Consider the following 23482-nt stretch of genomic DNA (forward strand, 5'->3'; position numbering starts at 1 on the left):
CCCCGCCGATCTTGCAGTTGGTGCCCTCGGTGTGGGCCGTTTGGGCCTTTTGTCGGGGCACAAAGTGCAAGATCGCGGGGGATGGTGGGGGTCAGAGGGGCCAGGTGGCCAGGCGGTCGTAGGTGGGGTTTGGGCCGGGGTGGCTGCGGACCAGGACGAGTTCGTCGGCGCTCCACTCCGGGCCCAGGTAGTCGTGCAGGGTTTCCCGGTCGGCCAGCACGTCGGCGCGGTCGATCCGGTCGCCGGGGCGGGCGATGGTCAGGTGGGCCCGGAAGGGCTTCTCGTCGTGCGGCAGCCGGGCCCGGCGCAGGCCGGACCGGATCAGCCGGGCGAGCACGGCCAGCGCGTCGACCTCGCCTTGTACGTCCACCCAGAGCACGGTGAACCGGCCGCGCCCGAAGCTGCCCCCACCGCCGAGCCGCAGCCGCGGGGAGCTGCCCCGGGCGTCGCGGAACGTCTGCGCGGCGAGGCCGAGCGCGCTCTCCACGTCGACCAGCCGGTCGTCGGGAGTGTCACCGAGGAACGCCAGCGTGAGGTGGGCGTTGGCCGGGTCGGCCAGCCGGACGTTGGTGCCGGCCGCGGAGGCGGCGCCGGTGCGCAGGCGGGCGACCTGGGCGCCCAGGTCGTCGACCACCGGTTTCGGCGGGTAGACCGCGACGAACAGCCGCACCGGTCAGCGGTGCCGCTGGTGGTGCCCGGGACGGGCGGCGGGCAGGGTCAGCCCGGCGGCGTGCAGGAGGCCCTCGACGCGGACCCGTTCGATCTCCCGGTCGACGCCCTCCAGCTCGGTCAGGTGCTCGGCGATGCCCAGCGCCCCGCAGGCGGCCCGCAGCCGCTCGTCGTACGCGTCGATGACCGCGCCGTGCCACACCACCGAGCGGTCGCTGGCGGCGAGCCGGTGGCCGCCGAGGCGGCGCAGGTCGGTGGCGAGCTGTTCCAGCGGGCGGCGGCCGGCCCGGTCGAACTCGGTGAGGTCGATGTCCCGGGTGAGCGACTCGGCCTCGATGGCCCGGTCCAGCCGGGCGATGGTGCGACGTTCCCGCCGCTGCTCGCGCCACTCGGCCCACCCGCAGGCCACCCGGTCGAGGATCTCGTCGGCGCAGAAGACCAGCGCGAACAGGGCCGGCAGGCAGCAGACAGCGAGGATCGCCAGCATCAGCAGCAGTCCCCGCCCCACTCCCACGTATCGACGCTATTCCCCCGTGTCCCCGCCCGCCACCCGATTGGCGAGATCCGGACGCGAATGAATGAGGAAGGACCGGTCCCCACGGGCGGGAACCGGTCCTTCGGGCGGTCGACGGGTCACTCGGCCCCGGGCGACACCACGTAGAAGCGCGGCATGGGCAGCACCCGCATCCGCAGCCGGGCGCCGGAGCGGCGCAGCTGCCAGGTGAGCGCGAGCAGCGCGGCGGCCAGTGAGATGAGGCCACCGATCCAGATGCTCGCGCCGGCGCCGTAGGTCTCGGCCACCCAGCCGATGATCGGCGCGCCGACCGGGTTGGTGCCGAGGAAGACGAGCACCCAGAGCGCCATGACCCGGCCCCGGAAGGCGGCGTCGACGCCGAGCTGGACCCGCTGGTTGGCGGCCTGGGCGAAGAACACCATGAAGAACCCGGTGGGCAGCAGCAGCGCGACCGCCAGCCAGTACGCCGGGGCGAGCCCGACCAGGGTGCCGAAGCTGGCGCAGCCGACCGCCGCGCCGAGCACCAGCCAGACGGAGGGCCGGCTGCGCCGTCCGGTGCCCGCGAGGGCGCCGACCAGCGCGCCGACCGCCAGCGCGGTGCTGAACAGGCCGAACGAGGCGGCGCCGGTGTGGAACACGGTCTTGGCCAGCGCCGCGAGAGTGAGCTGGAAGTTGAACAGGCTCATCCCGATCACCGACATGACGACCATGGGCAGCAGGAGGTCGGGGCGGCGCGCGACGTACCGGAGGCCGTCCACGACCTTGGCCTGGTCGCGCTGACCGGCCGGCGGCAGGTCCTTGCGGTGCAGCTCGGCGGCGCGCATCCGGACGACGTTGACCAGCGGGGCGATGGAGCTGAGCGCGCTGAACAGGAAGACCGGGCCGACGTCGAAGGCGGCGATGGCCAGGCCGGCGACGGCCGGGCCGACGATCCGGGCCGAGTTGAAGGTGGCCGCGTTGAGGGAGAGCGCGTTCGGCAGCAGCGGCACGCCGACCAGTTCGGAGACGAACGCCTGCCGGACCGGGGTCTCCACGGCGTTGGCGACGCCGAGCAGGGCGGCGAACGCGAAGACGTGCCAGAGCTGCACCAGACCGGTGATCACCAGGATGCTCATCACCAGCGCCAGCACGGTCCAGAGCGCGTTGGCGACGAAGAGCAGCATCCGCTTGTCGTAGCGGTCGGCGAGGCGGCCGGAGAGCAGGGTCAGCAGGAGGACGGGGGTGAACTGCAACGCGGTGACCACGCCGAGCGCGGTCGCGGAGTTGTCGCTGAGCTCGAGGACGAGCCAGTCCTGGGCGATGAACATCATCCAGACGCCGATCAGTTTGATCAGCTGCCCGGTGGCGAAGAGTCGGTAGTTACGGACTCGTAGGGACTGGAACATCGTGCTCAACTTGGCCTGCACTCTAGGTGCGCCTCCTCGCGATCAGGTACGCCTCATCCACAACGGACGAAGCGGACCGCGAGACGCGGATACCCGTTCAGGCGCGAGCGATGCCCTGGAGGATGTCGGCGGCACGGCTCAGCGTGTCGCGTTCCTCCTCGGTCAGCGCGGCCAACCGGCTGGCCAGCCACTCGTTGCGGGCCCGCTCGAACTGGTCGAGCACGGCCCGTCCCCCCTCGGTCGCCGCCAGGATGACCTGCCGTCCGTCGGTCGGGTGGGGGGTGCGCTGCACGAGGCCGCGCTCCTCCAGCTTCGCGACGATCTTCGTCATCGTGGGCGGCTGCACCCGCTCGACATCGGCCAGCTCCCGGGGTGTCAGGGCGCCCGCCAACTTGAGGCTGGTGAGCGCCGAGAGCTGGGTGACCGTGAGGTCACCGACCGGTCGGGCCTGCCGGACCCGCCGGTTGAGTCGGGTGATCGCATCACGCAGCTGAGGGGCCAGCTGCGCCGGTGGCACGCGTTTCGCCGTCACCGTCCGCTCCGTCACAGTAGTTAGCTTAACTAATGAGCCTGGCTAACGACATGCGATATGACCAGGCTCACCAGCGACTTCAGAGCACCACGGCCTCGATCGGCCCGCGCAGGAAGTAAAGGATGAACAGGGCCGCCACTCCGTACAGCAGGGGGTGGACGTCCCGGACCTTGCCCTTGGCCAGCTTCAGCAGGACGAACGTGATCACGCCCGCGCCGATGCCGTTCGAGATCGAATAGGTGAAGGGCATCAGCACGATGGTGAGGAACGCCGGGATGGCGATCTCGTAGTCGGTCCAGTCGATGGTGCGGACCGCCGTCATCATGAGGAAGCCGACCACCACGAGCGCCGTCGACGCGGCCTCGAAGGGCACCACCACGGCCAGCGGCGCGAGGAACATGGCCAGCAGGAACAGGCCGCCGGTGACCAGGTTGGCCACCCCGGTCCGGGCGCCCTCCGCGACGCCGGCGGCGCTCTCGATGTACGACGTGTTGCTCGACACCGAGGCCGCGCCACCCGCGGCGGCGGCGATCGAGTCGACCAGCAGGATCTCCCGGGCCCGCGGCGGGGTGCCCCGCTCGTCGAGCATGTCGCCCTCCTGGCCGATGGCGACCATCGTGCCCATGGTGTCGAAGAAGTCCGTGATGAGCAGGGTGAACACGAACATCAGCGGGACCAGCCAGCCGACCCGGGTCCACGAGTCCAGCACGTTGAAGTTGCCGAGCAGGGAGAGGTCGGGGACGTCCACCACCTTCTTCGGCAGTTCGGGCACGTTGAGCGCCCAGCCCTTGGGGTTGGGCTTCCCGTTGACGAAGGACGGCCCGATGTTGCCGACCGCCTCCACGATGATCGCCAGCACGGTCGAGACCAGGATGCCGATGAGGATCGCGCCGCGGATCCGGCGTACCACCAGCACCAGGGTGAGCAGCAGGCCCACCACGAACACCAGCAGGGGCCAGCTGACGATCTTGCCGCTGATGCCCAGCCCGACCGGGACCGTGGTGTTCGCGACGTCCGGCACCCGCCGGACGAAGCCGGCGTCGACCAGGCCGATGATGGTCAGGAAGAGGCCGATGCCCACGCCGATCGCCGTCTTGAGCTGGGTCGGCACCGAGCGGAACACCGCGGTACGCAGCCCGGTGAGCACGAGGATGCCGATGAGCACACCCTCGATCACCACGAGACCCATGGCGTCCGCCCAAGTCATCTGCGGCGCGATCTCGAACGCGACGAGCGCGTTCACGCCCAGCCCGGCGGCCAGCGCGATGGGGAACCGGGCCACCACGCCCATGAGGATGGTCATCACGCCGGCGACCAGCGCGGTGGCCGCCGCCAGCGCCGGGATGGCGAGCTTGCGCCCGTCACCGTCGGCGGCGCTGCCCAGGATCAGCGGGTTCAACACCACGATGTACGCCATCGTGAAGAACGTGGCCAGACCGCCCCGGACCTCCCGGCCCGGCGTCGACCGGCGGGCGGAGATCTCGAAGAAGCGGTCGAAGGCGTTGCGCGGGTGCGCGGGATCGGGTGGGGTGCCGTGGTCCGGCGGCGGCGCTATGGCCATCGGGTCCTCACATATCGATCGACCGGTTGTCGCGCGCATCGTCCCAGATCACTCACGGGCAGGGAAGGACGATCGCGTACGCTGGGAGCGTGCCCCAGGAGCAACCACCACGGCCCGAGCCGCTCGACCCGCCGATGGTGCCGATCGCCGTCGCCGGGCTGGTCGTCTGGGCGGTGGCCGGGCTGGTGCTGCTGCTCTTCTTCCGCGACTGGCTCACCGAGCACGGCCACGAGAACTGGCTCTGGACCTGCCTCGCCGGTTTCCTGTGGGGCTTTCCCGGGCTGGCCGTGATGATGCGGCACGACGCCAACCGGCGCCGCCGCCGGGCGGCCACCGCCCGTCAGGGCTGACCGCTCAGCGCTGACCGCTCAGGGGTGGCCGTACGGCTCCGCCGGCTCGGCCGCCTCCACCGAGCCCGGGGCCCGGCTCACCGACACCGCTTCCACCGCGCTGTCGTCGTAGACCGTGGGCAGCTCGTCCACCGGGCTCTCGGCCGCCTCGATGAGCGTCTCGGAGTGCGCGCCGCAGCCGTGGTCGGCGCTGACCACCCGACCGTCGTCGGGGGCGTAGAAGTTGCCACAGGCGCCGAAGGCCTGCCGCATCGCGCCGGCGAGCGGCAGGTAGAAGCCGCAGGTGCCGCAGCGGGCGGCGGCCGGCGCGGCCACCGAGATCGCCGCGTCGGGACCGTGGTCGCCGTCGTACCAACGCTGGGCCGCCTCGGTGCGCCCCTCCCGGGACAGCACCCGGGCCCGGCCGAGGCCGAGCTCCCAGGCGGTCTCCTCCACGGCGGGGTCGTCGGAGAGCAGGTAGCCGGGGGCGAGCCGCTCGTCGTCCGCCGGGGTGGGCAGCAGGTCGCCCGGGCCCAGGTCGCCCGGCTTGAGCCGCTCCTGCCAGGGCAGCCAGCCCGGGGCGAGCAGCGCGTCGGCGCCCGGCAGCAGCACCGTCTCGCAGACGGTGACCTTGCGGCTGCGCGGCACCCGGGTCACCGTGACGGCCCAGCGCCAGCCGCGGTAGCCGGCCAGGTGGCACTCGAAGTAGTGGGTGACGAGCCGGTCGCCCTCGGCGACGGCCTGGAGGTGGTCGCCGACGTCGGCGGGGTCCACCTCGGTGATCGCGGCGCGGGCCACGTCAACGGCGGCGGCGCACACCTGGTCGAGCCGGGGAGCGCGGGCGGAGGCGGGCCTGGTCACCGGACCATTGTTCCCCATGCCGGCGGTGGAGTCACAGGCACTCCCCGGTGTCGTTCTCCCCGGGTGGTGCGGCACACATGGATGAGATGGGCGAGGATGGGACGCATGCCGCTGTCCTCCCGCTCCGGCCGGTCCGTCCTCGGGCGGACCGTCGGCACCGGCATCCGCGCCACCCGCCTGCTGCTCCGGGGCTCGCTGCGCGGCGGGCGGTGGATGACCCGGCGGGCCGGGACGGCCCGCGCCCGCAGCGCCGGCAACGAGGTCGGCATGGTCCGCCTCTTCGACCTGCACGCCCTCTCCTGCGCCGGGGACACCCTGATCGCCATCGGCCTGGCCGGGACGATCTTCTTCGACGTGCCGCTGGGCGAGGCCCGCAACAAGGTCGCGCTCTACCTGCTGGTGACCATGGTCCCGTTCGCCATGCTCGCCCCCGTGGTCGGCCCGCTGCTGGACCACTTCCGCCACGGCCGCCGGTACGCGCTGGCCGCCACCATGCTCGGCCGCGCCTTCCTGGCCTGGTTGATCTCCGACTACATCGGCGGCTTCGGGCTCTACCCGGCCGCGTTCGGGGTGCTCGCCCTCTCCCGGGCGTACGGGGTGGCCCGCTCGGCGGCGGTGCCCCGGCTGCTGCCGGAGGGGCTCGGGCTGTCCCAGGCGGGCGCCCGGGCGAGCGTCTACGGCACGGTGGCCGGCGCGCTGGTCGCGCCGATCGGGCTGGCCGCGTTCTGGTTCGGGCCGCAGTGGCCGCTCCGGGTCGCCTCGCTGATCTTCCTGATCGGCATGGTGATCGCGCTCCGGCTGCCGCCGCGGGCCGACTCGGAGCCGCCGGAGCGGGTGCCGCGTCCGCTGCGGGCGCTGCGCCGCCGGGACGGGGAACGCCCGCTGGGCCGGGGGCGGCCGGCCGGCCGGCTGGTGATCGCCACCCTGATCGGGTCGGCGGCGCTGCGCGGGCTGTACGGCTTCCTGCTGCTCTTCCTGGCCTTCGCGATCAAGTCCGGCGACCTGACCACCGACTTCTTCGGCCGGAACCTGGGCGCCCAGGGCGCGCTGGGCCTGGTCGGCGGCGCGCTGGCGGTGGGCAGCTTCCTGGCCACCGCGATCGGCACCCGGCTGCACATCCACCGCCCCACGGCGATCCAGTCCAGCGGCACGATCATCGTTGCCGGGGTGGCGGTGCTCGCCGCGCTGAAGTTCTCGCTGCCCCTGGTGGCACTGCTCTGCCTGGTCGCCTCCCTGTTCAGCGGGATCGCCAAGCTCGCGGTCGACGCCTCGATCCAGGAGCGGATTCCGGAGCGGCTGCGGGCCAGTTCCTTCGCCCACTCGGAGACCGTGCTGATGCTCGCCTTCGTGGCCGGCGGCGGCCTCGGGCTGGTCCCGTTCACCGGCCGGGTCGGCGTGGCGGTGGCCGCCGGCGTGGCCGCGCTGGTGGCCGCCCGCGGGGTCCTGATGGCCACCCGGCTGCGCGGCGAGCACCTGGTCGGCCGCCCGCTCGGCGACGACGAGCTGGCCAACGAGGCGGAGTTCGACGACCCGACCCCCACCTCGCCGGCCCCGCCCCGGGCCGACCCGCCCCCGCCGGTGGACGACGACGAGCTGGCGCCGCCCGGGTTCCACATCTACCGCCCGTCCTCCTCGGTGGGCGGGCCGGGCGGCACCGAGGACGAGAACCGCCGGGAGCCCCGGGGACCGGTGGCGTGACGGGACTGCTGGTGGTGACCGCCGTACCCGCCGAGGCGGACGCGGTCCGGGCGGGCCTCACCGATCCCACGGTCACCGTCGTGCCGGTCGGGGTCGGCCCCGCCGTCGCCGGCGCGGCCACCGCGCGGCTGCTGGCGCTGGCCGAGGCGGCCGGACGGCCGTACCGGGCGGTGGTCAGCGCGGGCATCGCGGGCGGTTTCGTGGGCCGGGTGCCGGTCGGCGGCACCGTGCTGGCCACCCGCAGCGTCGCCGCCGACCTGGGCGCCGAGTCGCCCACCGGCTTCATCCCCGTGGAGGACCTCGGCATGCCGGCCGAGCTGCTGGGCGGCGGCAGCGTCGTGCCCGCCGACCCGGGCCTGCTGGGCGCCCTGCGGACCGCCCTCCCGGCGGCCACCGTCGGCGCGGTGCTCACGATCAGCACGGTGACCGGCACGGCCGCGAGCACCGCCGCCCTCGCCGACCGGCACCCCGACGCCGTGGCCGAGGCCATGGAGGGGTACGGCGTCGCCGTCGCCGCCACCCAGGCCGGCCTGCCCTTCGCTGAGCTGCGGACGGTGTCCAACCCGATCGGCCCCCGCGACCGCGGGTCGTGGCGGATGCGGGAGGCGTTCGCCGCGCTCACGGCTGCTGCGGCCGCGCTCCGCTAAATCCCGGCCGGTCGAACCGCAGCGCCGCCGGCCGGCTCGCCTCCAGTTCGAACCCGCACGCGAGCAGGAAACTGGCGCCGCCGCTCTCGGCTATCGCATGCGCCGACCGCACGCCGGCCTCATCCATCTCCGTCAGGAGCGCGGCGATCAGCCGCCGTCCGATGCCCAGTAGCCGGTAGGCCGGGGCGACGAGCACCCCGTCCAGCACGATCTGTTGCTGGCCCAGCTCGGGGTACCCGATGAGCAGGTCGCTGGTGCGTTCGTGCGCGCGCAGCTCACCGACGAGATCGCCGTCCGGCAACTCGGCGACGAACCGCCAGGAGGTCGACGGCAGCGCCGGATCGACGTAGCGGCGGACCAGGTGGTCGCGGCGCGCTCGTTCGCGCACCCGTTCGCGGTCCCGCACGGTGCGATCGAGCCGGAACGTCACGGCTGGCAACGGCGGCCAGCGGTCTGCTGGCAGGTTGAACCAGTGCGCCCACCAGGCGCCGGGCCAGTCCCTCGGCTCACGCACCTCGCGGGCGTCCAGGTGAGCGGGGCAGTGCCGCCCCGCGGCGTCCCGCAGATCCTCGTGCGGCACCGTCGCCAACTCCGTCGCCAACTCACCGGCCACTGGCCCTCCTCGGAGCACGATCCGACCGTCAACGGCACCGATCAGGCGCTCGACGGTCCGGAAGCTCGGATCCGATGACCGCCCCGACTCGATGCGGGCGATCGTGGCCTGCGGCACCCCGGACCTTCCAGCCAGCTCCCGCTGACTCAGGTCGGCCGCGCGGCGTAGCGCCCGCAGGGTCGCAGCCAGATCGGTCACAGCTCCGGCGTCGGTCACCGGGCCATGGTGAGCCGGCGTCCCAGCCTCCCTCAACCCCGGGTTTCCACCTGTGGATAACCATGTGGAACACCGCGTCTGGCTGGGGAGCGGGTGATGTCCCGGGCGACTACAAACTTGATGACGTGGGTGACTCATGGCCCGAGGCCCGAGGCCCGAGGCCCGAGGCCCGAGGCCCGAGGCCCGAGGCCCGAGGCCCGAGGCCCGAGGCCCGAGGCCCGAGGCCCGAGGCCCGAGGCCCGAGGCCCCGAGACGCTAGGCCCCCGCAGCATCGGATGTCCGGCGCCGGCAGCCGCTGTCAAGCCGTTGCCGCGATCCATTCACGTCATCAAGTTTCTAGCGGCCGAACAAGGGGTCCCGACACTGGCAGGACGCCCACGCGACGAATTCACCGTCACGGCCCGGGCGCCGGGGCCCCGGACAGCAAGACTGAAGAGTCAACGGTTGCCGCGATCCATTCACGTCATCAAGCTCCTAGCGGCCGGAGTCGTCGGGTTCGACGGGCGGCACGACCGGTCCCCGTCACACCCGGCGGGCCGGGGTGGCGGGCGCCGGACGGGGCGGGGTTACGGTGGGGGCGTGGCGCTCTCCCTCGCGATCTCGCCCTGCCCCAACGACACGTTCGTCTTCGACGCCCTGGTGCACGGCCGGGTGCCCGGCGCGCCGCCGGTCGAGGTGACCTACGCCGACGTGGATGTCACGAACACGGCCGCCGAGCGCGGGGCGTTCGACCTCGTGAAGGTGAGCTACGCGGCGCTGCCGTGGCTGCTCGACGACTACCACCTGCTGCCCTGCGGAGGCGCGCTGGGCCGGGGTTGCGGGCCGCTGGTGCTCACCCGGGGCGACCGGGAAGACCTGTCCGGGGCGACGGTGGCGGTGCCGGGCGAGCGGACCACGGCGTACCTGCTGTTCCGGCTCTGGGCGGCCGACCAGGCGCCGGCGCGGATCGAGGTGGTGCCGTTCCACGAGATCATGCCGGGGGTGGCCGCCGGGCGGTACGACGCCGGCCTGGTGATCCACGAGGCGCGCTTCACCTACCCGCGGCACGGGTTGACCGCCCTGGTCGACCTGGGCGAGTGGTGGGAGGGCGACACCGGGCTGCCGATCCCGCTCGGCGCGATCCTGGCCCGCAAGGGCGCGGTCGACCCGGTCGAGGCGGCCGCCTGGATCCGCGAGTCGGTCCGGCAGGCGTGGGCCGACCCGGAGGCCAGCCGGGAGTACGTGCTCGCCCACGCGCAGGAGATGGAGCCCGACGTGGTGGACCGGCACATCGGCCTCTACGTGAACGAGTTCACCGCCGACCTGGGAGAGGCCGGCTTCGCCGCCGTGGAGGCGCTGCTGGGCCGGGCCGCCGACGCCGGGCTCGTCCCTCAGACCTCCAGCTCGCGCGCCACGGCGTGGACCAGCTGAGCGATCTTCTGCGCGGTCTTCCGGTCCGGGAAGCGGCCCCGACGCAGGTCCGGCTGGACCTTCGCCTCCAGCACCTTGATCATGTCTTCGACCAGGCCGTGCAGCTCCTCGGCCGGCCGGCGGCGCAGCTCCGCCACTGACGGCGGCGCCTCCAGCAGCTTGACCCCCATGGCCTGGGCGCCCCGCCGGCTGTCGACCACGCTGAAATCGACCCGCTGGCCGCCCTTCAGGTCGGCGACACCCGCCGGTAGCGCGCCCTTGGGCAGGAACACGTCGCCACCCTCGTCACTGGTGACGAACCCGTATCCCTTGGCCGCGTCATACCACTTCACTCGACCCGTCGGCACCTGAAACCCCTGCTTCGCTCGGAACCTCTACCCCTCCCAGGCTAGCCCGATGATCCGGTCCAGCGCCGCTGGGAATCCGGTGAGATCATCCAGCACCACGTGCGCTCCGGCGGCGCTCAGCTCGTCCCTCGTGCAGGGGCCGGTTGCCACTCCCACGCCCGGGATTCCCGCAGCTTGCGCGGCGGCCATGTCGGCCACGTGATCGCCCACGTAGAGGGTCCCGCCGTGCTCCCGGAGCGCGGTCGCCTTCTCCTCCGCGAACAGGTCGCCGGCCAGCTCGTCGACGGCCAGCCCGAGGTGGTCCAGGTGCAGCTTCGCGAGCCGACCGATCTTCGAGGTCACCACCATGACGCGGCCGCCGCGGGCGTGCACCGCCTCGATCGCGGCCTCGGCGCCGGGCATCGGCAGGGTCGGAGTGATCGCGTACGCGGGATAGAGCTCCCGGTACGTCGTCACCGCCTCGTCGACCTGCTCGGGCGGGAACCAGTGGGCGATCTCGGTGCGCAGCGGCGGCCCGAGGCGGGAGACCGCCAGGTCGGCGTCGACGGGCACGCCGGTCAGCGCGGTGAGCGCCCGGTAGGCGGCCGCGATGCCGGGGCGCGAGTCGACCAGGGTCATGTCGAGGTCGAATCCGACCATGAGCGGGGGCATGCCGAGAACGTACCCGTCCGACGGGCGGGACGGCCCCCGGCCGGGCTAGCGTGGAACGACGATGACCACCTCACTCGCCGACCACCTGCGGACCCTCCCCGACGAGTCCCTGGCCGCGCTCCTCCAGCTGCGGCCGGACCTCGTCGTGCCCGTGCCGGCAGACGTCTCGGCCCTCGCCATCCGCGCCCAGTCGCGGGTCTCCGTGGCCCGGGCGCTCGACGGGCTGGATCAGTTCACCCTTCTGATCCTGGACGCCGCCCGGCTCACCCGGGACCCGGAGGGCGGCGGCACCAGCACCGAGGCGATCCTGGCCCTGGCCACCGCCGGGCCGCACCCGCCCGCCCCGGCCACCGTCCGCGGCGCCGTGAACAAGCTCCGTGCGCTCTTCCTGCTGTACGGCCCGGAGCACGACCTGCACGTGGTGGGCGGCGTCGACGAGGTGTCCCCGTACCCGGCGGGGCTGGGCCGGCCGGCCGCGGAGCTGGACCCGCGCGCGGCGGCCGTCTGCGCGGACCCGGCGAAGTTGCGGCGGACGCTGCTGTCCGCGCCGCCCTCGGCCCGGGCGATCCTGGACCGGCTCGCCGCCGGCCCGCCGGTCGGCACCGTGCCCCCGGGCGCGCTGGACGCCCCCGCCACCGGCGAGGAGGACGCCCTCCCGCCGGACCTGGTCAACGGCGGCGCGGCCACCGGCTCCCCGATCCGCTGGCTGGTCGAGCACCGGCTGCTGGTCCGGATGTCGGCCGTGAAGGGCGGCGGCACGGTCGAGCTGCCTCGCGAGGTGGCGCAACTGCTGCGCCGCGACAGCGGCCCGCTCGGCCCGCTGCGCACCAGCCCGCCGCTGGTGTCGAGCCCGCCGCGCGAGGCCAAGGCCGTCGACTCGGCCGGCGCCGGGCAGACCATGGAGGTGGTCCGGCACACCGAGGCGCTGCTGGAGGCCCTGGCCGCCGAGCCCGCCCCGGTGCTGCGCTCCGGCGGCGTGGGCGTCCGCGACCTGCGCCGGCTGGCCCGCGGCCTCGGGCTGGACGACCCGACCACCGCGCTGATCTTCGAGGTGGCGTACGCGGCCGGGCTGCTCGGCGAGCTGGACCTGACCGGCACGGTCACCGCCCGCTACGGCGGCGACCAGCAGATCCTGCCCACCGGCGGGTACGAGGTGTGGCGGGCCGCCTCGCTGGCCCAGCGCTGGGAGCAGCTGGCCCGGGCCTGGCTCAGCATGACCCGCCAGGTGGGCCTGGTCGGCCAGCGCGACGACCGGGACCGGCCCATCTCGGTGCTCTCCGCCGAGGCGGAACGGGCCGGCGCGCCAGCTGCACGGCGCTCGGTGCTCGCCGTGCTGGCCGACCTGGCCCCGGCGACCGCCCCCACCCCCGACGAGGTGCTGGAGCTGCTGGACTGGCGCGCACCCCGGCGGGCGCGGGGCCGAGAGGCGGCGCACCGCGAGGTGCTGGCCGAGGCCGCCCAGCTCGGGGTGACCGGGCTCGGGGCGCTCACCTCGTACGGGCGGCTGCTGCTGGCCGAGCTGACCGACGACGAGCGGGGGGAGGATCCGCTCGGGCTCTACTCCGACGCCGAGTCGGGCGAGCCGTCCACCGCCGTCCGCGCGCTGGACGCGCTGCTGCCCGCGCCCGTCGACCACTTCCTCGTGCAGGCCGACCTGACCGTCGTGGTGCCCGGCCCGCCCGACCCGGCGCTCGCCGCCGAACTGGACGTGGTGGCCGAGCACGAGTCGGCCGGCGGGGCGAGCGTGTACCGGGTCACCACGGCCAGCGTTCGACGGGCCCTGGACGCCGGCTATTCCGCCGACGACCTGCACGCGCTGTTCCGCCGCCGGTCGCGTACCCCGGTGCCGCAGGGCCTCAGCTACCTGGTGGACGACGTGGCGCGCAAGCACGGTGGGCTGCGCGTCGGGTCGGCCGGCGGCTACGTGCGCAGCGACGACGAGGCGCTGCTCACCGAGGTGCAGTCCGACAAGCGGCTGGAGGCGCTGGCCTTCCGGCGGCTGGCCCCCACGGTGCTGGTGACCCCGTACCAGGTGAACCGGATGCTGACCGCGCTGCGCGACGCCGGCTACGCGCCGGTGCCCGAGGATGCCGGCGGCGCCGCGGTGCTCGCCCGGCCGAAGACCCGGCGGGCGCCGGCCCGGGTGCCGGTGACCAGCCGCAGCCTCGACCCGCTCGCGGCGCCGCGGCTGCCCATGCCCCGGCTGCTCGGGGTGGTCGAGCAGATCCGCCGGGGCGAGGCGGCCGCCCGGGCGGCCCGGCGGGCGCCGGAGGTGGTCCGTGGGACGGCACGCAAGGGCCCGGGCCCGGCGCACACCCACAGCGACGCCCTGGCCGTGCTCCAGCAGGCGGTACGCGACAAGGCGCTGGTCTGGGTCGGCTACGTCGACGCGCACGGGGCGACCGCGTCCCGGCTGGTCCGGCCCGTCTCGATCGGGGCCGGCTACCTGCGCGCCGAGGACGAGCGCACCGAGATGCTGCACACCTTCGCGCTGCACCGCATCACCGCGGCGGTGCTGGAGGACTAGTCCCCGTTGCGGCGCAGGGTGCCGATCACCGAGACGGCGAGCAGCAGCCCGAACGCGGCCCCGGCCGACTCGCCGACCGAGTCGACGAAGCCCTGCCGCTGCACCAGCAGCCCAAAGAGGAACCAGCCGAAGATGCCCGTGGCGGCGGCCGCGTAGCCGACCATGGCCGCGGTCGAGACCTCCTGCTGGCGCGCCCGGTCGTTCTCGGGAAGCACGTCGTGATCGACGGTCATCTCCAGTCCCTCCCGCCCCGTGGTGGACCCGACCTCCAGCGTGGCACCGGAGGGGGTCACCCGGACAGGGGATAAAACCCTGATCCGGGCGGGACGGTGATGCTCAGGTGCCGGCGCGGTGGCCGAAGACGACCACCCGGGTGCCGACCGAGCCCAGCTCCCAGAGGCGGACCGCGTCGCGGTGCAGCAGGTTCACGCAGCCGTGCGAGCCGATCCAGGGGTTGTGCAGGTAGGTCGTGGTCTCGTGGAAGCCGATCCCCCCGTTGAACCGCTGCCAGTAGGGCAGCCACACCTTGTACGGGTTGGACCACTCCCGCATGTTCTTCCCACCGACCGAGTAGGTGCCGGTCGGGGTGGCGTAGCCGGCCATGCCGGTACGGGTCACCGTCGGGCCCATGACCACCTTGCCGCCGCGCATCGCGAAGACGGTCTGCCGGGTCAGGTCGACGCAGAAGGTGAGGCCGGAGCCGGCGCGGCAACGGCTGGTGTCGGTGTCGGCCAGCCGCTTCGCCACGTCGTACGTGGTGGCGCCGGCGCGACCGGCGGCCGGGCTGATCCCGTACCGGATCTGGAACTTCTTGATCGCGGCGCAGTCGCCGGCGGACTGCTTGCCGTCCACGGTCAGCGTCCCGAAGCCGCCCAGCCGCGTCAGGTACGTCTCCACCGCCTTCTGGTGCTCCCCCTGCGGGCACCCGGCGGACTTCGACGGCTTCGGCGTGGCCGGCTTCGGGGTGGTGCTGCGGGAGGGTTTCGGCGCGGCCGTCCGGCTCGGCTGCGCCGACGGGGACGCGGTCGGCTGCTCCGGCGTGGGCGGCGCGCTCGCCCCCGATGCCTCCTCCGTCACGCCGACGGGGGCCGGGGCGGCCGCCCCGGATCCGTCGCCCTGCGGATCGTGCGCGCACGCACCGACGCCGACCAGCACGACCGCTGCCAGGCAGACGACCCGGGTGGTGATCCGGACACGCTTCATGGGCCCTCCCCCTGGACAGTTGTCCCGCTTGCTAGACGTACGGGAGGAGTGTGACGTTGCCTGTCCAGTGAGTCTTTTTCCGGACACCCATTCGCGTGCAACACTGGATGGTCCGCCTTCGGCAGGTCAGCCGCCGTGCGGGCGAGAATTTCCGGCTCTTGGAGAGGACGCTGGCGTGAGCGGTGGACCACTGATCGTGCAGTCGGACAAGACCCTGCTGCTGGAGATCGACCACCCCGACGCCCAGGCGTGCCGGATGGCGATCGCGCCCTTCGCCGAGCTGGAGCGCTCCCCCGAGCACGTCCACACCTACCGGCTCACCCCGCTGGGGCTGTGGAACGCCCGGGCCGCCGGCCACGACGCCGAGGGCGTGGTGGACACGCTGATCAAGTACTCCCGCTACCCGGTGCCGCACGCGCTCCTGGTCGACGTGGCCGAGACCATGGACCGCTACGGCCGGCTCCAACTCGCCAACGACCCGGCGCACGGCCTGGTCCTCCGCGCGCTCGACCGGGTGGTCCTCATCGAGGTCGCCAAGAGCAAGAAGCTCGCCGGCATGCTCGGCCCGAAGCTCGACGACGACACCATCCAGGTGCACCCCTCCGAGCGCGGCCGGCTCAAGCAGGCGCTGCTCAAGCTCGGCTGGCCCGCCGAGGACCTGGCCGGCTACGTCGACGGCGAGGCGCACCCCATCGAGCTGGCCGAGTCCGGCAAGGACGGCGGCAAGCCGTGGACGCTGCGGTCGTACCAGCGGGAGGCCGTCGAGGCGTTCTGGGCCGGCGGCTCCGGCGTGGTGGTCCTCCCCTGCGGCGCCGGCAAGACCCTCGTCGGGGCGGCGGCCATGGCCGAGGCCAAGGCCACCACGCTCATCCTGGTCACCAACACGGTCGCCGGCCGCCAGTGGAAGCGCGAGCTGATCGCCCGCACCTCGCTCACCGAGGACGAGATCGGCGAGTACTCGGGCGAGCGCAAGGAGATCCGCCCGGTCACCATCGCCACGTACCAGGTGCTCACCTCCCGCAAGAAGGGCGTGTTCACCCACCTCGACCTGTTCGGCGCCCGCGACTGGGGCCTGGTCGTCTACGACGAGGTGCACCTGCTGCCCGCGCCGATCTTCCGCTTCACCGCGGACCTCCAGGCCCGCCGCCGGCTCGGCCTCACGGCGACGCTGGTACGCGAGGACGGCCGCGAGGGCGACGTGTTCAGCCTCATCGGCCCGAAGCGGTACGACGCGCCCTGGAAGGACATCGAGTCGCAGGGCTGGATCGCGCCGGCCGAGTGCACCGAGGTCCGGGTGACGCTGACCGACGCGGAGCGGCTGGCGTACGCGACGGCCGAGGCCGAGGAACGGTACCGGATGGCGGCTACCGCGCGGACGAAGCTTCCGGTGGTGCGGGCGTTGGTTGAGCGGCATCCCGACGAGCAGGTGCTCGTCATTGGTGGGTACATCGATCAGTTGCACCAGCTCGGGGAGTATCTCGACGCGCCGATCGTGCAGGGGTCGACGACCAACAAGGAGCGGGAGCGGCTGTTCGACGCCTTCCGGTCCGGGGAGGTTAAGACTCTGGTGATTTCCAAGGTCGGGAACTTCTCCATCGACCTGCCGGAAGCTGCTGTCGCCATTCAGGTGTCGGGGACCTTCGGGTCGCGGCAGGAGGAGGCGCAGCGGTTGGGGCGGGTGCTGCGGCCGAAGGCCGACGGGCGGCAGGCGCACTTCTACACGGTGGTGTCGCGGGACACGATCGACACGGAGTACGCGGCCCACCGGCAGCGGTTCCTGGCCGAGCAGGGGTACGCGTACACCATCGTGGACGCCGACGATGTCCTCGGGCCGAAGCTACCGACCATCGACTGAGCTGCCCCGCGTAGCACGGTGGGCCGCCCCGTCCGGGGCGGCCCACCGTGTCTCCGGGTCAGGAGAAGTCGACCAGGAAGTAGTAGCTCGTCGTGTCGGTCCACACCCCGTCGGCGGTCCGTCCGCGCACCGTCATGGTGTGCGAGCTGACCGAGGTCGGCGTGTAGGTCACCGTGGCAACCCCGGCGGCGTTCGCCGCCACCGTCACCGGCTGCCCGTCGTCGACGGTGTACTCGAACTCCACCACGCCCGGGCTGCCCTGGGTGAAGGTGAACTCACCCGGCACGCCCACGCCACCGGACCACTGGCCGGCCGGGTAGGTGCTCGACGTGACCTGTGGCGCCGTGCCGACCAGGAACGGGTAGTCCGTCTGCGGCGTGTACTCGCCCGCCGCGGTGCGGCCCCGCACCGAGAAGACGTTCGCGCCATTGCGGTCCATGGTCACCGAGATGTCGGTGACCAGCGCGTCGGGCGTCTTCGGCACGCTCTGCCAGGCGCCACCGTTGAGCTGGTACTCGAAGGTGGTCACCTCGCTGATCTCGGTGTAGACCCCGAACCGGCCGACCGCGCCGATCCCGCCACGCGGGGTGTACTCGTCGTACGCGCTGCTCACGTTCACCCGCGGGTCGCGGACCCGGAAGTAGTACCGGCGCTCCGGGCTGACCGTGCCGTCGGCCGCCCGGCTGGTGACCGTCAACAGCGTGTACCCGGAGTGCGTCGGCGTGATCTCGACCGTGGCCTTACCGTCCGCGCCGGCGGCCACCACCTGCTCCTCGCCGCTGTACTCCAACGTGTAGCGGTACTCCGTCACGTCGGGGCGGCCCGGGCTGAACGTGAACCGGCCGGCCTGGCCGGGCTGGCCACCCTCGCCGTTCTCGGGGTAGTCGCTGGACGTCACCACCGGCGCGTCGCTGACCTCGAACGTGTACGTCCGCGTCGGCGAGAAGGTCCCGTCCAGGAACCGGGTACGCACCGTCAGCGTGTTGCTGCCGGAGCGGTCCGGGGCCAGCGTCACCCGGGCCCAGCTGTACTCCGGGTCCACGGTCTGCTCGGGCCCGTCGTTGAGGCGGTAGAGGTAGGCGTCCACGTCCGGCATCGCGGTGTCGAAGTTGAACTCGCCGGGAATGCCCACGCCGCCCCACGCGCCGTACTCGTAGTAGGTGCTGGAGTAGACCGTCGGCTTGGTGTCGATGACGTTGAACTGGTACTGCTCGACCTCGGAGACGGTGCCGTCGGCGCTGATGCTGCGCACGTTCAGCGCGTACCAGCCCGGCTCCGTCGGCGTCCACCGCAGCTCCGCGGTGCCGTCCGCCGCCGCGTCGATGCGCCGCATCTCGTCGTACAGGAACGCGTACTCGTACGCCACCACACCGCTGCGGCCGGGCCGGAAGGTGAAGCTGCCGGGGCGGTCCACCACCCCGTCGTGGTCCGGGAAGGCGAAGTCGGCCGACTCCACGGTCGGCGTGTCGCGTACCGACACGTCCTCGGTGTGCCCGCCGACGAACTCGCTCCCGACGTAGCTGCGTACCTGGACCTTGATAGTGCCCGCCTGGGTGAACACCACCGGGACCTCGGCCGTGCCGTCGGCGTCCGCCGGCACCCGGACCTCGTCGCCGTCACCGATCCGGTAGCCGAACTCGGTGACCCCCTCGACGTTGGTGGAGATGGCCAGCTTGCTGGGCAGCCCCACACCGCCCACCGTCACCCGCACCTGCGGTGCCGTGGACTTCACGAAGAACCGGTACTCGGTCGTCTCGGAGGAGTTCGAGGCGCTGTCCACGCTGCGCACGCTCAACGACTCGGAGAACGAGGTCGGGGTGTACTCGAGGGTGACGTCCGCACCGGGTGCGGGCGCGGGAATGTAGTTGTACGTCTCGCCGTAGCGCCCCCAGTAGTAGCCGACCACGTCGGGCGACCCGTTCGCCTTGAACGTGAACGTCCCCGGAACGCCGGAGCCGCCGTGCGGCTCGCCATCGTTCGGGTACTTCGTCGAGGTGATCACAGGGGCGGCCGGCCGCTGCGCGTCCACCTTCACGTAGCACGGCTTGGCCCACGCCGAGAAGTCGTGACCGTCGTAGGCGCGGGCGGTCCAGGCCACCACCGTGCCGTCCGGGTACTGCGACATGTCCCAGTTGACCTTCGACAGGGCGCCCCCGTAACTCGACCCGAACTGCTCGGCACGCTGGTCCTCGTGGCCGAGCGGCCAGGCGGCGAACTGCCCGTTGTAGTTGTAGTCGTTGGTGTCCGCGTCCGCGCCCTTGACCATCAGGCTGTAGTAGCGCGGCCCCACGGGCTGCGGCTTCTCCTGGGTCCCGCAGGCCCAGGAGGGGAACTCCAGACCGATCTGCCCCACCGTCGGCGGGTGGTTCGACTCGGTGTGGATGACCGGGAACGGGCGGAGCTTCCGGCCGTGGGAGAGCTTGCCCTCGTAGCCGTGCGGCACCCGGATCTCGACGGTCAGCGTCTGGCTGTTCTCATCCGCCAGCTTCTGCAGGGCGGGCATGATGTCCCAGACCAGATAGCCCGGGCAGGCCGCCTCCCCGCCGGCCTGGACGGTGCCGAGCAGCTCACGCTGGCGCGGCGCCGACTCCCAGCTCGTGGTCGCCTTGATGGGATCGGTGCGCCAGAGCTCGACCGGCTGGGCCGTCGCGCAGTCCGCCGCCGACCGCTCCGCGATGACCAGGTCCGCCTTGTGGATGACGGCCGCACGGAACCGCGAGACGTCGAAGGTGAAGTAGGACCGGGACTTGTGCTTGGCGCCCGCCGCGTCCGTCCAGGAGCCGATCGGCGCGTCTCCGGAGGGGTTGACGAACGACTTGTTCGGCTGCTGAGAATCCGTGTAGGCCCAGCCGGACTTGCCCACGTCCCGCCACTCGTACGCCTGAGCCGGAGTGGTGTTGATGCTGACCATGCCGGCACCGAGCACTATGCCGAGTGACGCGGCAAGCAATCTTCGTGCGCGCACGACGATGCCCCTTCCCCCCGTTGACGATGGCGCGCGTCGCCATCGAGTGGCCGCAGCGTATCGAGGCACGGCTACGCGGCGCCTACGCGATTCGGGTCGTCTACGACCCACCAACCGGCCTACCGTCGGCTGGTACGGCACACCGTGACCTCGACGTGGTTCACCTGCTGCCCCGTGCCGATCTTCCGGATCACCGCAGACCTCTAGACCCACCGCCGGTTCGCCTCACCGTCACATTGGTACGCGAGGGCGACGTGTGCAGCCTGATCGGCGCGAAGCGGTACGACGCGCCGTGGAAGGACATCGAGTCGCAGCGCTCGATCCCGCCGGCCGAGTGCAACAAGGTACGGGTACCGAGTGCAACGAGGTACGGGTGACGCTGACCGAGCGGAGCGGCTGGCGTAGGTGACCGCGGAGGCCGAGGAGCGCTACCGGATGGTGGCCACCGCACGGAAGAAGCTCGCCTAGATCGAGCCGAATCTGCGCCTCATCGTTGCCCGCGACTCAAACTGGTCCCCCATGAGGCTTGAACCGGCGTCAGTCCTTTCGGGTGGATGCTGAGTGAGTCCTGATTGAACTCTCTCGCATCTGGCACCACTTGCAGCACACACGGTCGGCGATCTAGTCAGCTGCCGAAGGAATCCCCGGTCACATATACGCCTTTGCCTTGATGACCCTCGACCAAGCCCTCAGCCTGCAGGATCAGCAGAGCTGACCGGACCGGTTCGGCGGAGACGCCGTAGTGCGCGGACATCTCGCGCAGCGAAGGCAGCTTGAAACCCGGGCCGTACTCGCCCGAGCTGATCTTGTCGCGGATGTCCTGAGCAATGCGTTGACGGTCTGGGATTCGGGGCATGGCAACTCCTGGTAGGCCCCAAGATCCTCCCACGCCGCCACCTCGGCAGCCAAGACTTCGCGTGCTTAGCATGTTCGGCTCTTGTTCTTTGCATGCTTTGCATTGTATGTTGAGCCCCGGAAGCCCGGCACTGGATCGCCTGGTAGGCAACCGGCCCTCCCGGTTGGGCATCCACCGCCGCTGGCACGGCTGACTTGGTTCGTCGGCTGTGCCAGCACCCCAACACTGAATGCAAGCTCCCTGCTGCCGTACCCCCGAACAGGCCGCAGGGCAGGGCGGCCTCCGCCGACCGCAACCGGCGGAGCCCGCCCCCACCACACTTCGACGCGACCCGACGAAGGGCGGTCCCCGTGCGCAACCTGATCCGTCGGCTGGCGAGCCGACGCGACGAGAGACAACCAATCGCACAAACGAACAGACGCCAGCCACTCCGCCCCTGGCAGATCCGAGAGCGCTGCTTCAACGTCGGCCGCCGCGGCCTCGACCCCGTCGAGATCCGCACCTTCCTCCACCAAGTCGCCGACGAACTCACCGTCGCCCAGACCGCGCTGCGAGCGGTCCAGGAGAAGAACGCCCGCATCAAGAACGCCCTGCGCTCCTGGCAGAGCACCCAATCGGCGAACCGCCGCTACCGATGACCGACCGCTGGGTGATCCACCTCCCCGTCACCGCCCCCGACCTGCACCGCGCCCGCATCTTCGCCCGCACCGCCGCCCGCCTCCTCGCCCAACTCAGCGCCCGCGTAGAGCCCGGCGGCGTCACCGTCTCGGCCGAGGACCAGCAGTGCGTACGCCATTGGGTCTTCTGCGACCGCCCACTACCCGGCGGCGGCCGATGCGCCCTGCCGGTCGACCACACCTCGCCCTGCGCCCGACGCGCCCTGCCGGTCGACCACACCTCGCCCTGCGCCCGACGCCGCAGCCAGCGCCGGCGGAATGGCGGCCGCCCCACCGGGTACGCGCACTGGAGGCAGGTCGGGAGACGCCCTGCCGCGGAAGCGCCATCTCCGAAGAGAAGAGAGGCACGCGATGAAGGACAGAATTCTCACCCCGATCAAAAGGGCGACAAAGAGCATCCAGGTGCGCCGTAGACGGGGAGACTCCCTGGTCAACAAGGGGAAGGCGACCCGGCCCGGCCGGCTCTTCCAGTAAGCCCACACACCGGACCGCCCGGTGAAGACAGCGCGCTCGGCCTCCACGAAGGCCGAGCGCGCCCAAGCCTACGAACGGCGGCGCAGGTAGCGAGCCCGCCGGCCAAAGTCCTCGAACCCGAGCCGCCGGTACAGCCCGGCAGCCGGGTTGTTGTCGTTGACGCAGAGCCACACCTCCCGCGCCCCGTCCGCAGCCAGACCCCGCAACGCACCAGCCACCAGATACGCCCCGACCCGCAGCCCCCGCCACCCCGGCACGACGCCCACCTGGTCGATCCAGTTGTCGATGACGTTGACGAACCCCACGGCGGCACCGTCAGGCCCACGAGCGATGAGCGACAGGTCCGCCCGGTACTCGTCGTCCTCCCCCAGCTCACCCAGCCACTCCTCGGCCGTGGGCGAACCGAAGCCGGGCCTGTCGACGAACGACGCCCAGTAGGTCGAGAACAGCTCCGGGCCGAGCGTCACCGGCTCGGTGGTCACGCCATCGGGACGAGCGACAACAGGAAGAGAGCAGAGGTCGTGCCGCTGCACCCACTCCATGAACGTCCGCTCGAAGCCGCGCGCCGTGAACAGCGCGTCCGCGCCCGGGCTCCACGACTCGGTGGTCACCAGCAGGTCGGCGTCACCGGCCTGCTCACCGGCCCAGCTCAGCAGCCGCCCGCCGAGATCCCGCCCCCGCCAGTCCGGATGCACCAGGCCGGTGCCGGTGGCGGGCTGTCCGCCGAGGCCGACCCCCACGGCCGCGACCAGGCCGCCGTCGTGCCAGGCGCCGAGGGTACGCGTCTGGAGCAGCCGCGCCCGCAACAACGGGGTACGGGCGAACAGCGGCAACCCGCCGTCGACGGCGAGGCAAGCCTCGGCCAGCCGGGTCAGCTCAACGAGGTGCTCCTCGCCGAACTCCTTCCAGATGAGCCCGTCCACTTCCCACCCCCGATGACAATCGCCGCTGGGCAGTAGGCCCCGCGCCCGGGACCGGTGTCAACCGGATTCGCTGTCGTACTCACCTGGGAGCATCAGCACATGGCGACCTCGAAGCAGCCGGTGACCGTGCCGACCGACGCCAGCGTCGACGACTTCCTGGCGGCCGTGCCGGACGACCGCCGGCGGGCCGATGCCGAGCGCCTCTGCGCGCTGCTGCGCGAGGTCACCGGCGAGCCGCCGGTGATGTGGGGGCCGAGCATCGTGGGCTTCGGCGCCTACCGCTACACCTACGCCAGCGGGCGCACGGGCGACTGGCCGCTGGTCGGCTTCTCGCCCCGCAAGCAGCAGCTTGTCGTCTACCTGGTGGGCGGCTACGAGGAGCGCTACCCGTCGGTGCTGGCCCGGCTCGGCCCGCACAAGACCGGCAAGGGCTGCCTCTACCTGAAGCGGCTCGACGACGTCGACGAGAGTGCCCTGCGCGAGCTGGTCGACCGCACGGTCCGCGTGCACAGGGGCGTCGACCGGGCCAGCCAAGGCTGACCGGCCCGAGGATCAGGCCGCGACCTCCG

Annotated in this window: 22 protein-coding genes and 2 pseudogenes; 10 read left to right on the top strand and 14 right to left on the bottom strand. The window is 72.4% G+C overall.

The features are described from left to right. Positions 1-91: 91 nt before the first annotated feature. From thpR to FXF50_RS11925, 5 genes are all read right to left on the bottom strand, one after another. Positions 92-670: an RNA 2',3'-cyclic phosphodiesterase gene (thpR, locus tag FXF50_RS11905; protein WP_148427279.1), complete on the bottom strand. Its 579-nt coding sequence runs from the start codon at positions 668-670 to the stop codon at positions 92-94. A gap of 3 nt (positions 671-673) precedes the next feature. Next, a complete protein-coding gene (locus tag FXF50_RS11910; protein ID WP_148427280.1) occupies positions 674-1183 on the bottom strand; it encodes a hypothetical protein in 510 nt (169 codons plus the stop codon). Positions 1184-1302: 119 nt separating this feature from the next. Beyond that, entirely contained in the window at positions 1303-2589 is a 1287-nt protein-coding gene (locus FXF50_RS11915; RefSeq protein ID WP_148427281.1) for an MFS transporter, read from the bottom strand. A 76-nt stretch (positions 2590-2665) separates the two neighbouring features. Next, complete coding sequence (locus FXF50_RS11920; RefSeq protein WP_187399635.1) at positions 2666-3115, bottom strand: MarR family winged helix-turn-helix transcriptional regulator; 450 nt, start codon at positions 3113-3115, stop codon at positions 2666-2668. Positions 3116-3179: 64 nt separating this feature from the next. Beyond that, entirely contained in the window at positions 3180-4661 is a 1482-nt protein-coding gene (locus FXF50_RS11925; RefSeq protein ID WP_148427282.1) for an NCS2 family permease, read from the bottom strand. 89 nt (positions 4662-4750) lie between these two features. On the opposite strand from FXF50_RS11925, the gene FXF50_RS11930 reads away from it, so the two are divergent. After that, complete coding sequence (locus tag FXF50_RS11930) at positions 4751-5011, top strand: DUF2530 domain-containing protein (RefSeq protein WP_148427283.1); 261 nt, start codon at positions 4751-4753, stop codon at positions 5009-5011. An 18-nt stretch (positions 5012-5029) separates the two neighbouring features. Here the strand turns inward: FXF50_RS11930 and FXF50_RS11935 are convergent, their stop codons facing one another. Continuing rightward, on the bottom strand, positions 5030-5869 hold the full coding sequence (locus FXF50_RS11935) for a DUF3027 domain-containing protein (protein WP_148427284.1): 840 nt from the start codon (positions 5867-5869) through the stop codon (positions 5030-5032). A gap of 87 nt (positions 5870-5956) precedes the next feature. On the opposite strand from FXF50_RS11935, the gene FXF50_RS11940 reads away from it, so the two are divergent. Both FXF50_RS11940 and FXF50_RS11945 read left to right on the top strand, forming a co-directional pair. Next, positions 5957-7549, top strand: a complete 1593-nt coding sequence (locus tag FXF50_RS11940; RefSeq protein WP_148427285.1) for an MFS transporter — start codon at positions 5957-5959, stop codon at positions 7547-7549. Then, positions 7546-8196: a futalosine hydrolase gene (locus tag FXF50_RS11945; RefSeq protein ID WP_148427286.1), complete on the top strand. Its 651-nt coding sequence runs from the start codon at positions 7546-7548 to the stop codon at positions 8194-8196. Before FXF50_RS11940 ends, FXF50_RS11945 begins: the two co-directional genes overlap by 4 nt. Here FXF50_RS11945 and FXF50_RS11950 read toward each other — a convergent pair. Then, complete coding sequence (locus FXF50_RS11950) at positions 8168-9025, bottom strand: GNAT family N-acetyltransferase (RefSeq protein ID WP_255510002.1); 858 nt, start codon at positions 9023-9025, stop codon at positions 8168-8170. The two genes, FXF50_RS11945 and FXF50_RS11950, sit on opposite strands and share 29 nt — an antisense overlap. A gap of 579 nt (positions 9026-9604) precedes the next feature. On the opposite strand from FXF50_RS11950, the gene FXF50_RS11960 reads away from it, so the two are divergent. Further along, positions 9605-10435 (top strand): 1,4-dihydroxy-6-naphthoate synthase, encoded by an 831-nt coding sequence (locus FXF50_RS11960; RefSeq protein ID WP_148427288.1) that lies wholly within the window; start codon positions 9605-9607, stop codon positions 10433-10435. Here FXF50_RS11960 and FXF50_RS11965 read toward each other — a convergent pair. Together FXF50_RS11965 and FXF50_RS11970 are read right to left on the bottom strand one after the other, a co-directional pair. After that, complete coding sequence (locus FXF50_RS11965; RefSeq protein ID WP_026267952.1) at positions 10396-10782, bottom strand: cold-shock protein; 387 nt, start codon at positions 10780-10782, stop codon at positions 10396-10398. The two genes, FXF50_RS11960 and FXF50_RS11965, sit on opposite strands and share 40 nt — an antisense overlap. Before the next feature lie 27 nt (positions 10783-10809). Beyond that, positions 10810-11433 carry an HAD family hydrolase gene (locus FXF50_RS11970; RefSeq protein WP_148427289.1) on the bottom strand — a complete coding sequence of 208 codons (624 nt, stop codon included), beginning with the start codon at positions 11431-11433 and terminating at the stop codon, positions 10810-10812. Positions 11434-11494: 61 nt separating this feature from the next. Between FXF50_RS11970 and FXF50_RS11975 the strand changes: the two genes are divergently transcribed. Beyond that, a complete protein-coding gene (locus tag FXF50_RS11975) occupies positions 11495-13960 on the top strand; it encodes a helicase-associated domain-containing protein (RefSeq protein ID WP_148427290.1) in 2466 nt (821 codons plus the stop codon). On the opposite strand, the gene FXF50_RS11980 is transcribed toward FXF50_RS11975, so the two are convergent. Both FXF50_RS11980 and FXF50_RS11985 read right to left on the bottom strand, forming a co-directional pair. Continuing rightward, a complete protein-coding gene (locus FXF50_RS11980; protein WP_148427773.1) occupies positions 13957-14193 on the bottom strand; it encodes a hypothetical protein in 237 nt (78 codons plus the stop codon). The genes FXF50_RS11975 and FXF50_RS11980 overlap by 4 nt on opposite strands. 103 nt (positions 14194-14296) lie before the next feature. Continuing rightward, positions 14297-15163 carry a L,D-transpeptidase family protein gene (locus tag FXF50_RS11985; RefSeq protein WP_148427291.1) on the bottom strand — a complete coding sequence of 289 codons (867 nt, stop codon included), beginning with the start codon at positions 15161-15163 and terminating at the stop codon, positions 14297-14299. Between the two features lie 175 nt (positions 15164-15338). Here FXF50_RS11985 and FXF50_RS11990 point away from each other — a divergent pair, with 175 nt between their 5' ends. Then, on the top strand, positions 15339-17018 hold the full coding sequence (locus tag FXF50_RS11990; protein ID WP_148427292.1) for a DNA repair helicase XPB: 1680 nt from the start codon (positions 15339-15341) through the stop codon (positions 17016-17018). 58 nt (positions 17019-17076) lie between these two features. Here FXF50_RS11990 and FXF50_RS11995 read toward each other — a convergent pair whose 3' ends face one another. Further along, complete coding sequence (locus FXF50_RS11995; RefSeq protein WP_255510003.1) at positions 17077-19929, bottom strand: hypothetical protein; 2853 nt, start codon at positions 19927-19929, stop codon at positions 17077-17079. Between the two features lie 206 nt (positions 19930-20135). Between FXF50_RS11995 and FXF50_RS29825 the strand changes: the two are divergent. Further along, positions 20136-20385 (top strand): annotated as a pseudogene (locus FXF50_RS29825) (helicase); the annotation flags it as partial. A 223-nt stretch (positions 20386-20608) separates the two neighbouring features. Here FXF50_RS29825 and FXF50_RS12005 read toward each other — a convergent pair. Continuing rightward, positions 20609-20839: a winged helix-turn-helix domain-containing protein gene (locus FXF50_RS12005; protein ID WP_148427295.1), complete on the bottom strand. Its 231-nt coding sequence runs from the start codon at positions 20837-20839 to the stop codon at positions 20609-20611. Positions 20840-21198: 359 nt separating this feature from the next. Here FXF50_RS12005 and FXF50_RS12010 point away from each other — a divergent pair, with 359 nt between their 5' ends. Both FXF50_RS12010 and FXF50_RS12015 read left to right on the top strand, forming a co-directional pair. Beyond that, positions 21199-21477 carry a DivIVA domain-containing protein gene (locus tag FXF50_RS12010; RefSeq protein ID WP_255510016.1) on the top strand — a complete coding sequence of 93 codons (279 nt, stop codon included), beginning with the start codon at positions 21199-21201 and terminating at the stop codon, positions 21475-21477. Then, positions 21474-21716: pseudogene (locus FXF50_RS12015) on the top strand (hypothetical protein); the annotation flags it as partial. The gene FXF50_RS12010 and the pseudogene FXF50_RS12015, both read left to right, overlap by 4 nt. Before the next feature lie 342 nt (positions 21717-22058). Here the strand turns inward: FXF50_RS12015 and FXF50_RS12020 are convergent. Next, a complete protein-coding gene (locus FXF50_RS12020) occupies positions 22059-22913 on the bottom strand; it encodes a GNAT family N-acetyltransferase (protein ID WP_148427297.1) in 855 nt (284 codons plus the stop codon). A 99-nt stretch (positions 22914-23012) separates the two neighbouring features. Here FXF50_RS12020 and FXF50_RS12025 point away from each other — a divergent pair, with 99 nt between their 5' ends. After that, positions 23013-23453 carry a DUF1801 domain-containing protein gene (locus tag FXF50_RS12025; protein WP_148427298.1) on the top strand — a complete coding sequence of 147 codons (441 nt, stop codon included), beginning with the start codon at positions 23013-23015 and terminating at the stop codon, positions 23451-23453. The last annotated feature ends 29 nt before the right edge of the window (positions 23454-23482 follow it).

The sequence above is a fragment of the Micromonospora sp. AP08 genome (genome assembly GCF_008085935.1).
GTDB classification, from domain to species: domain Bacteria; phylum Actinomycetota; class Actinomycetes; order Mycobacteriales; family Micromonosporaceae; genus Micromonospora; species Micromonospora chersina.

Coding starts and splice junctions, on each gene's coding strand:
- FXF50_RS11925 (WP_148427282.1), bottom strand. CDS start 4,661: ATGGCCATAGCGCCGCCGCCGGACCACGGCACCCCACCCGATCCCGCG.
- FXF50_RS11935 (WP_148427284.1), bottom strand. CDS start 5,869: ATGGGGAACAATGGTCCGGTGACCAGGCCCGCCTCCGCCCGCGCTCCC.
- FXF50_RS11940 (WP_148427285.1), top strand. CDS start 5,957: ATGCCGCTGTCCTCCCGCTCCGGCCGGTCCGTCCTCGGGCGGACCGTC.
- FXF50_RS11970 (WP_148427289.1), bottom strand. CDS start 11,433: ATGCCCCCGCTCATGGTCGGATTCGACCTCGACATGACCCTGGTCGAC.
- FXF50_RS11975 (WP_148427290.1), top strand. CDS start 11,495: ATGACCACCTCACTCGCCGACCACCTGCGGACCCTCCCCGACGAGTCC.
- FXF50_RS11980 (WP_148427773.1), bottom strand. CDS start 14,193: ATGACCGTCGATCACGACGTGCTTCCCGAGAACGACCGGGCGCGCCAG.
- FXF50_RS11985 (WP_148427291.1), bottom strand. CDS start 15,163: ATGAAGCGTGTCCGGATCACCACCCGGGTCGTCTGCCTGGCAGCGGTC.
- FXF50_RS11995 (WP_255510003.1), bottom strand. CDS start 19,929: ATGGTCAGCATCAACACCACTCCGGCTCAGGCGTACGAGTGGCGGGAC.
- FXF50_RS12005 (WP_148427295.1), bottom strand. CDS start 20,839: ATGCCCCGAATCCCAGACCGTCAACGCATTGCTCAGGACATCCGCGAC.
- FXF50_RS12025 (WP_148427298.1), top strand. CDS start 23,013: ATGGCGACCTCGAAGCAGCCGGTGACCGTGCCGACCGACGCCAGCGTC.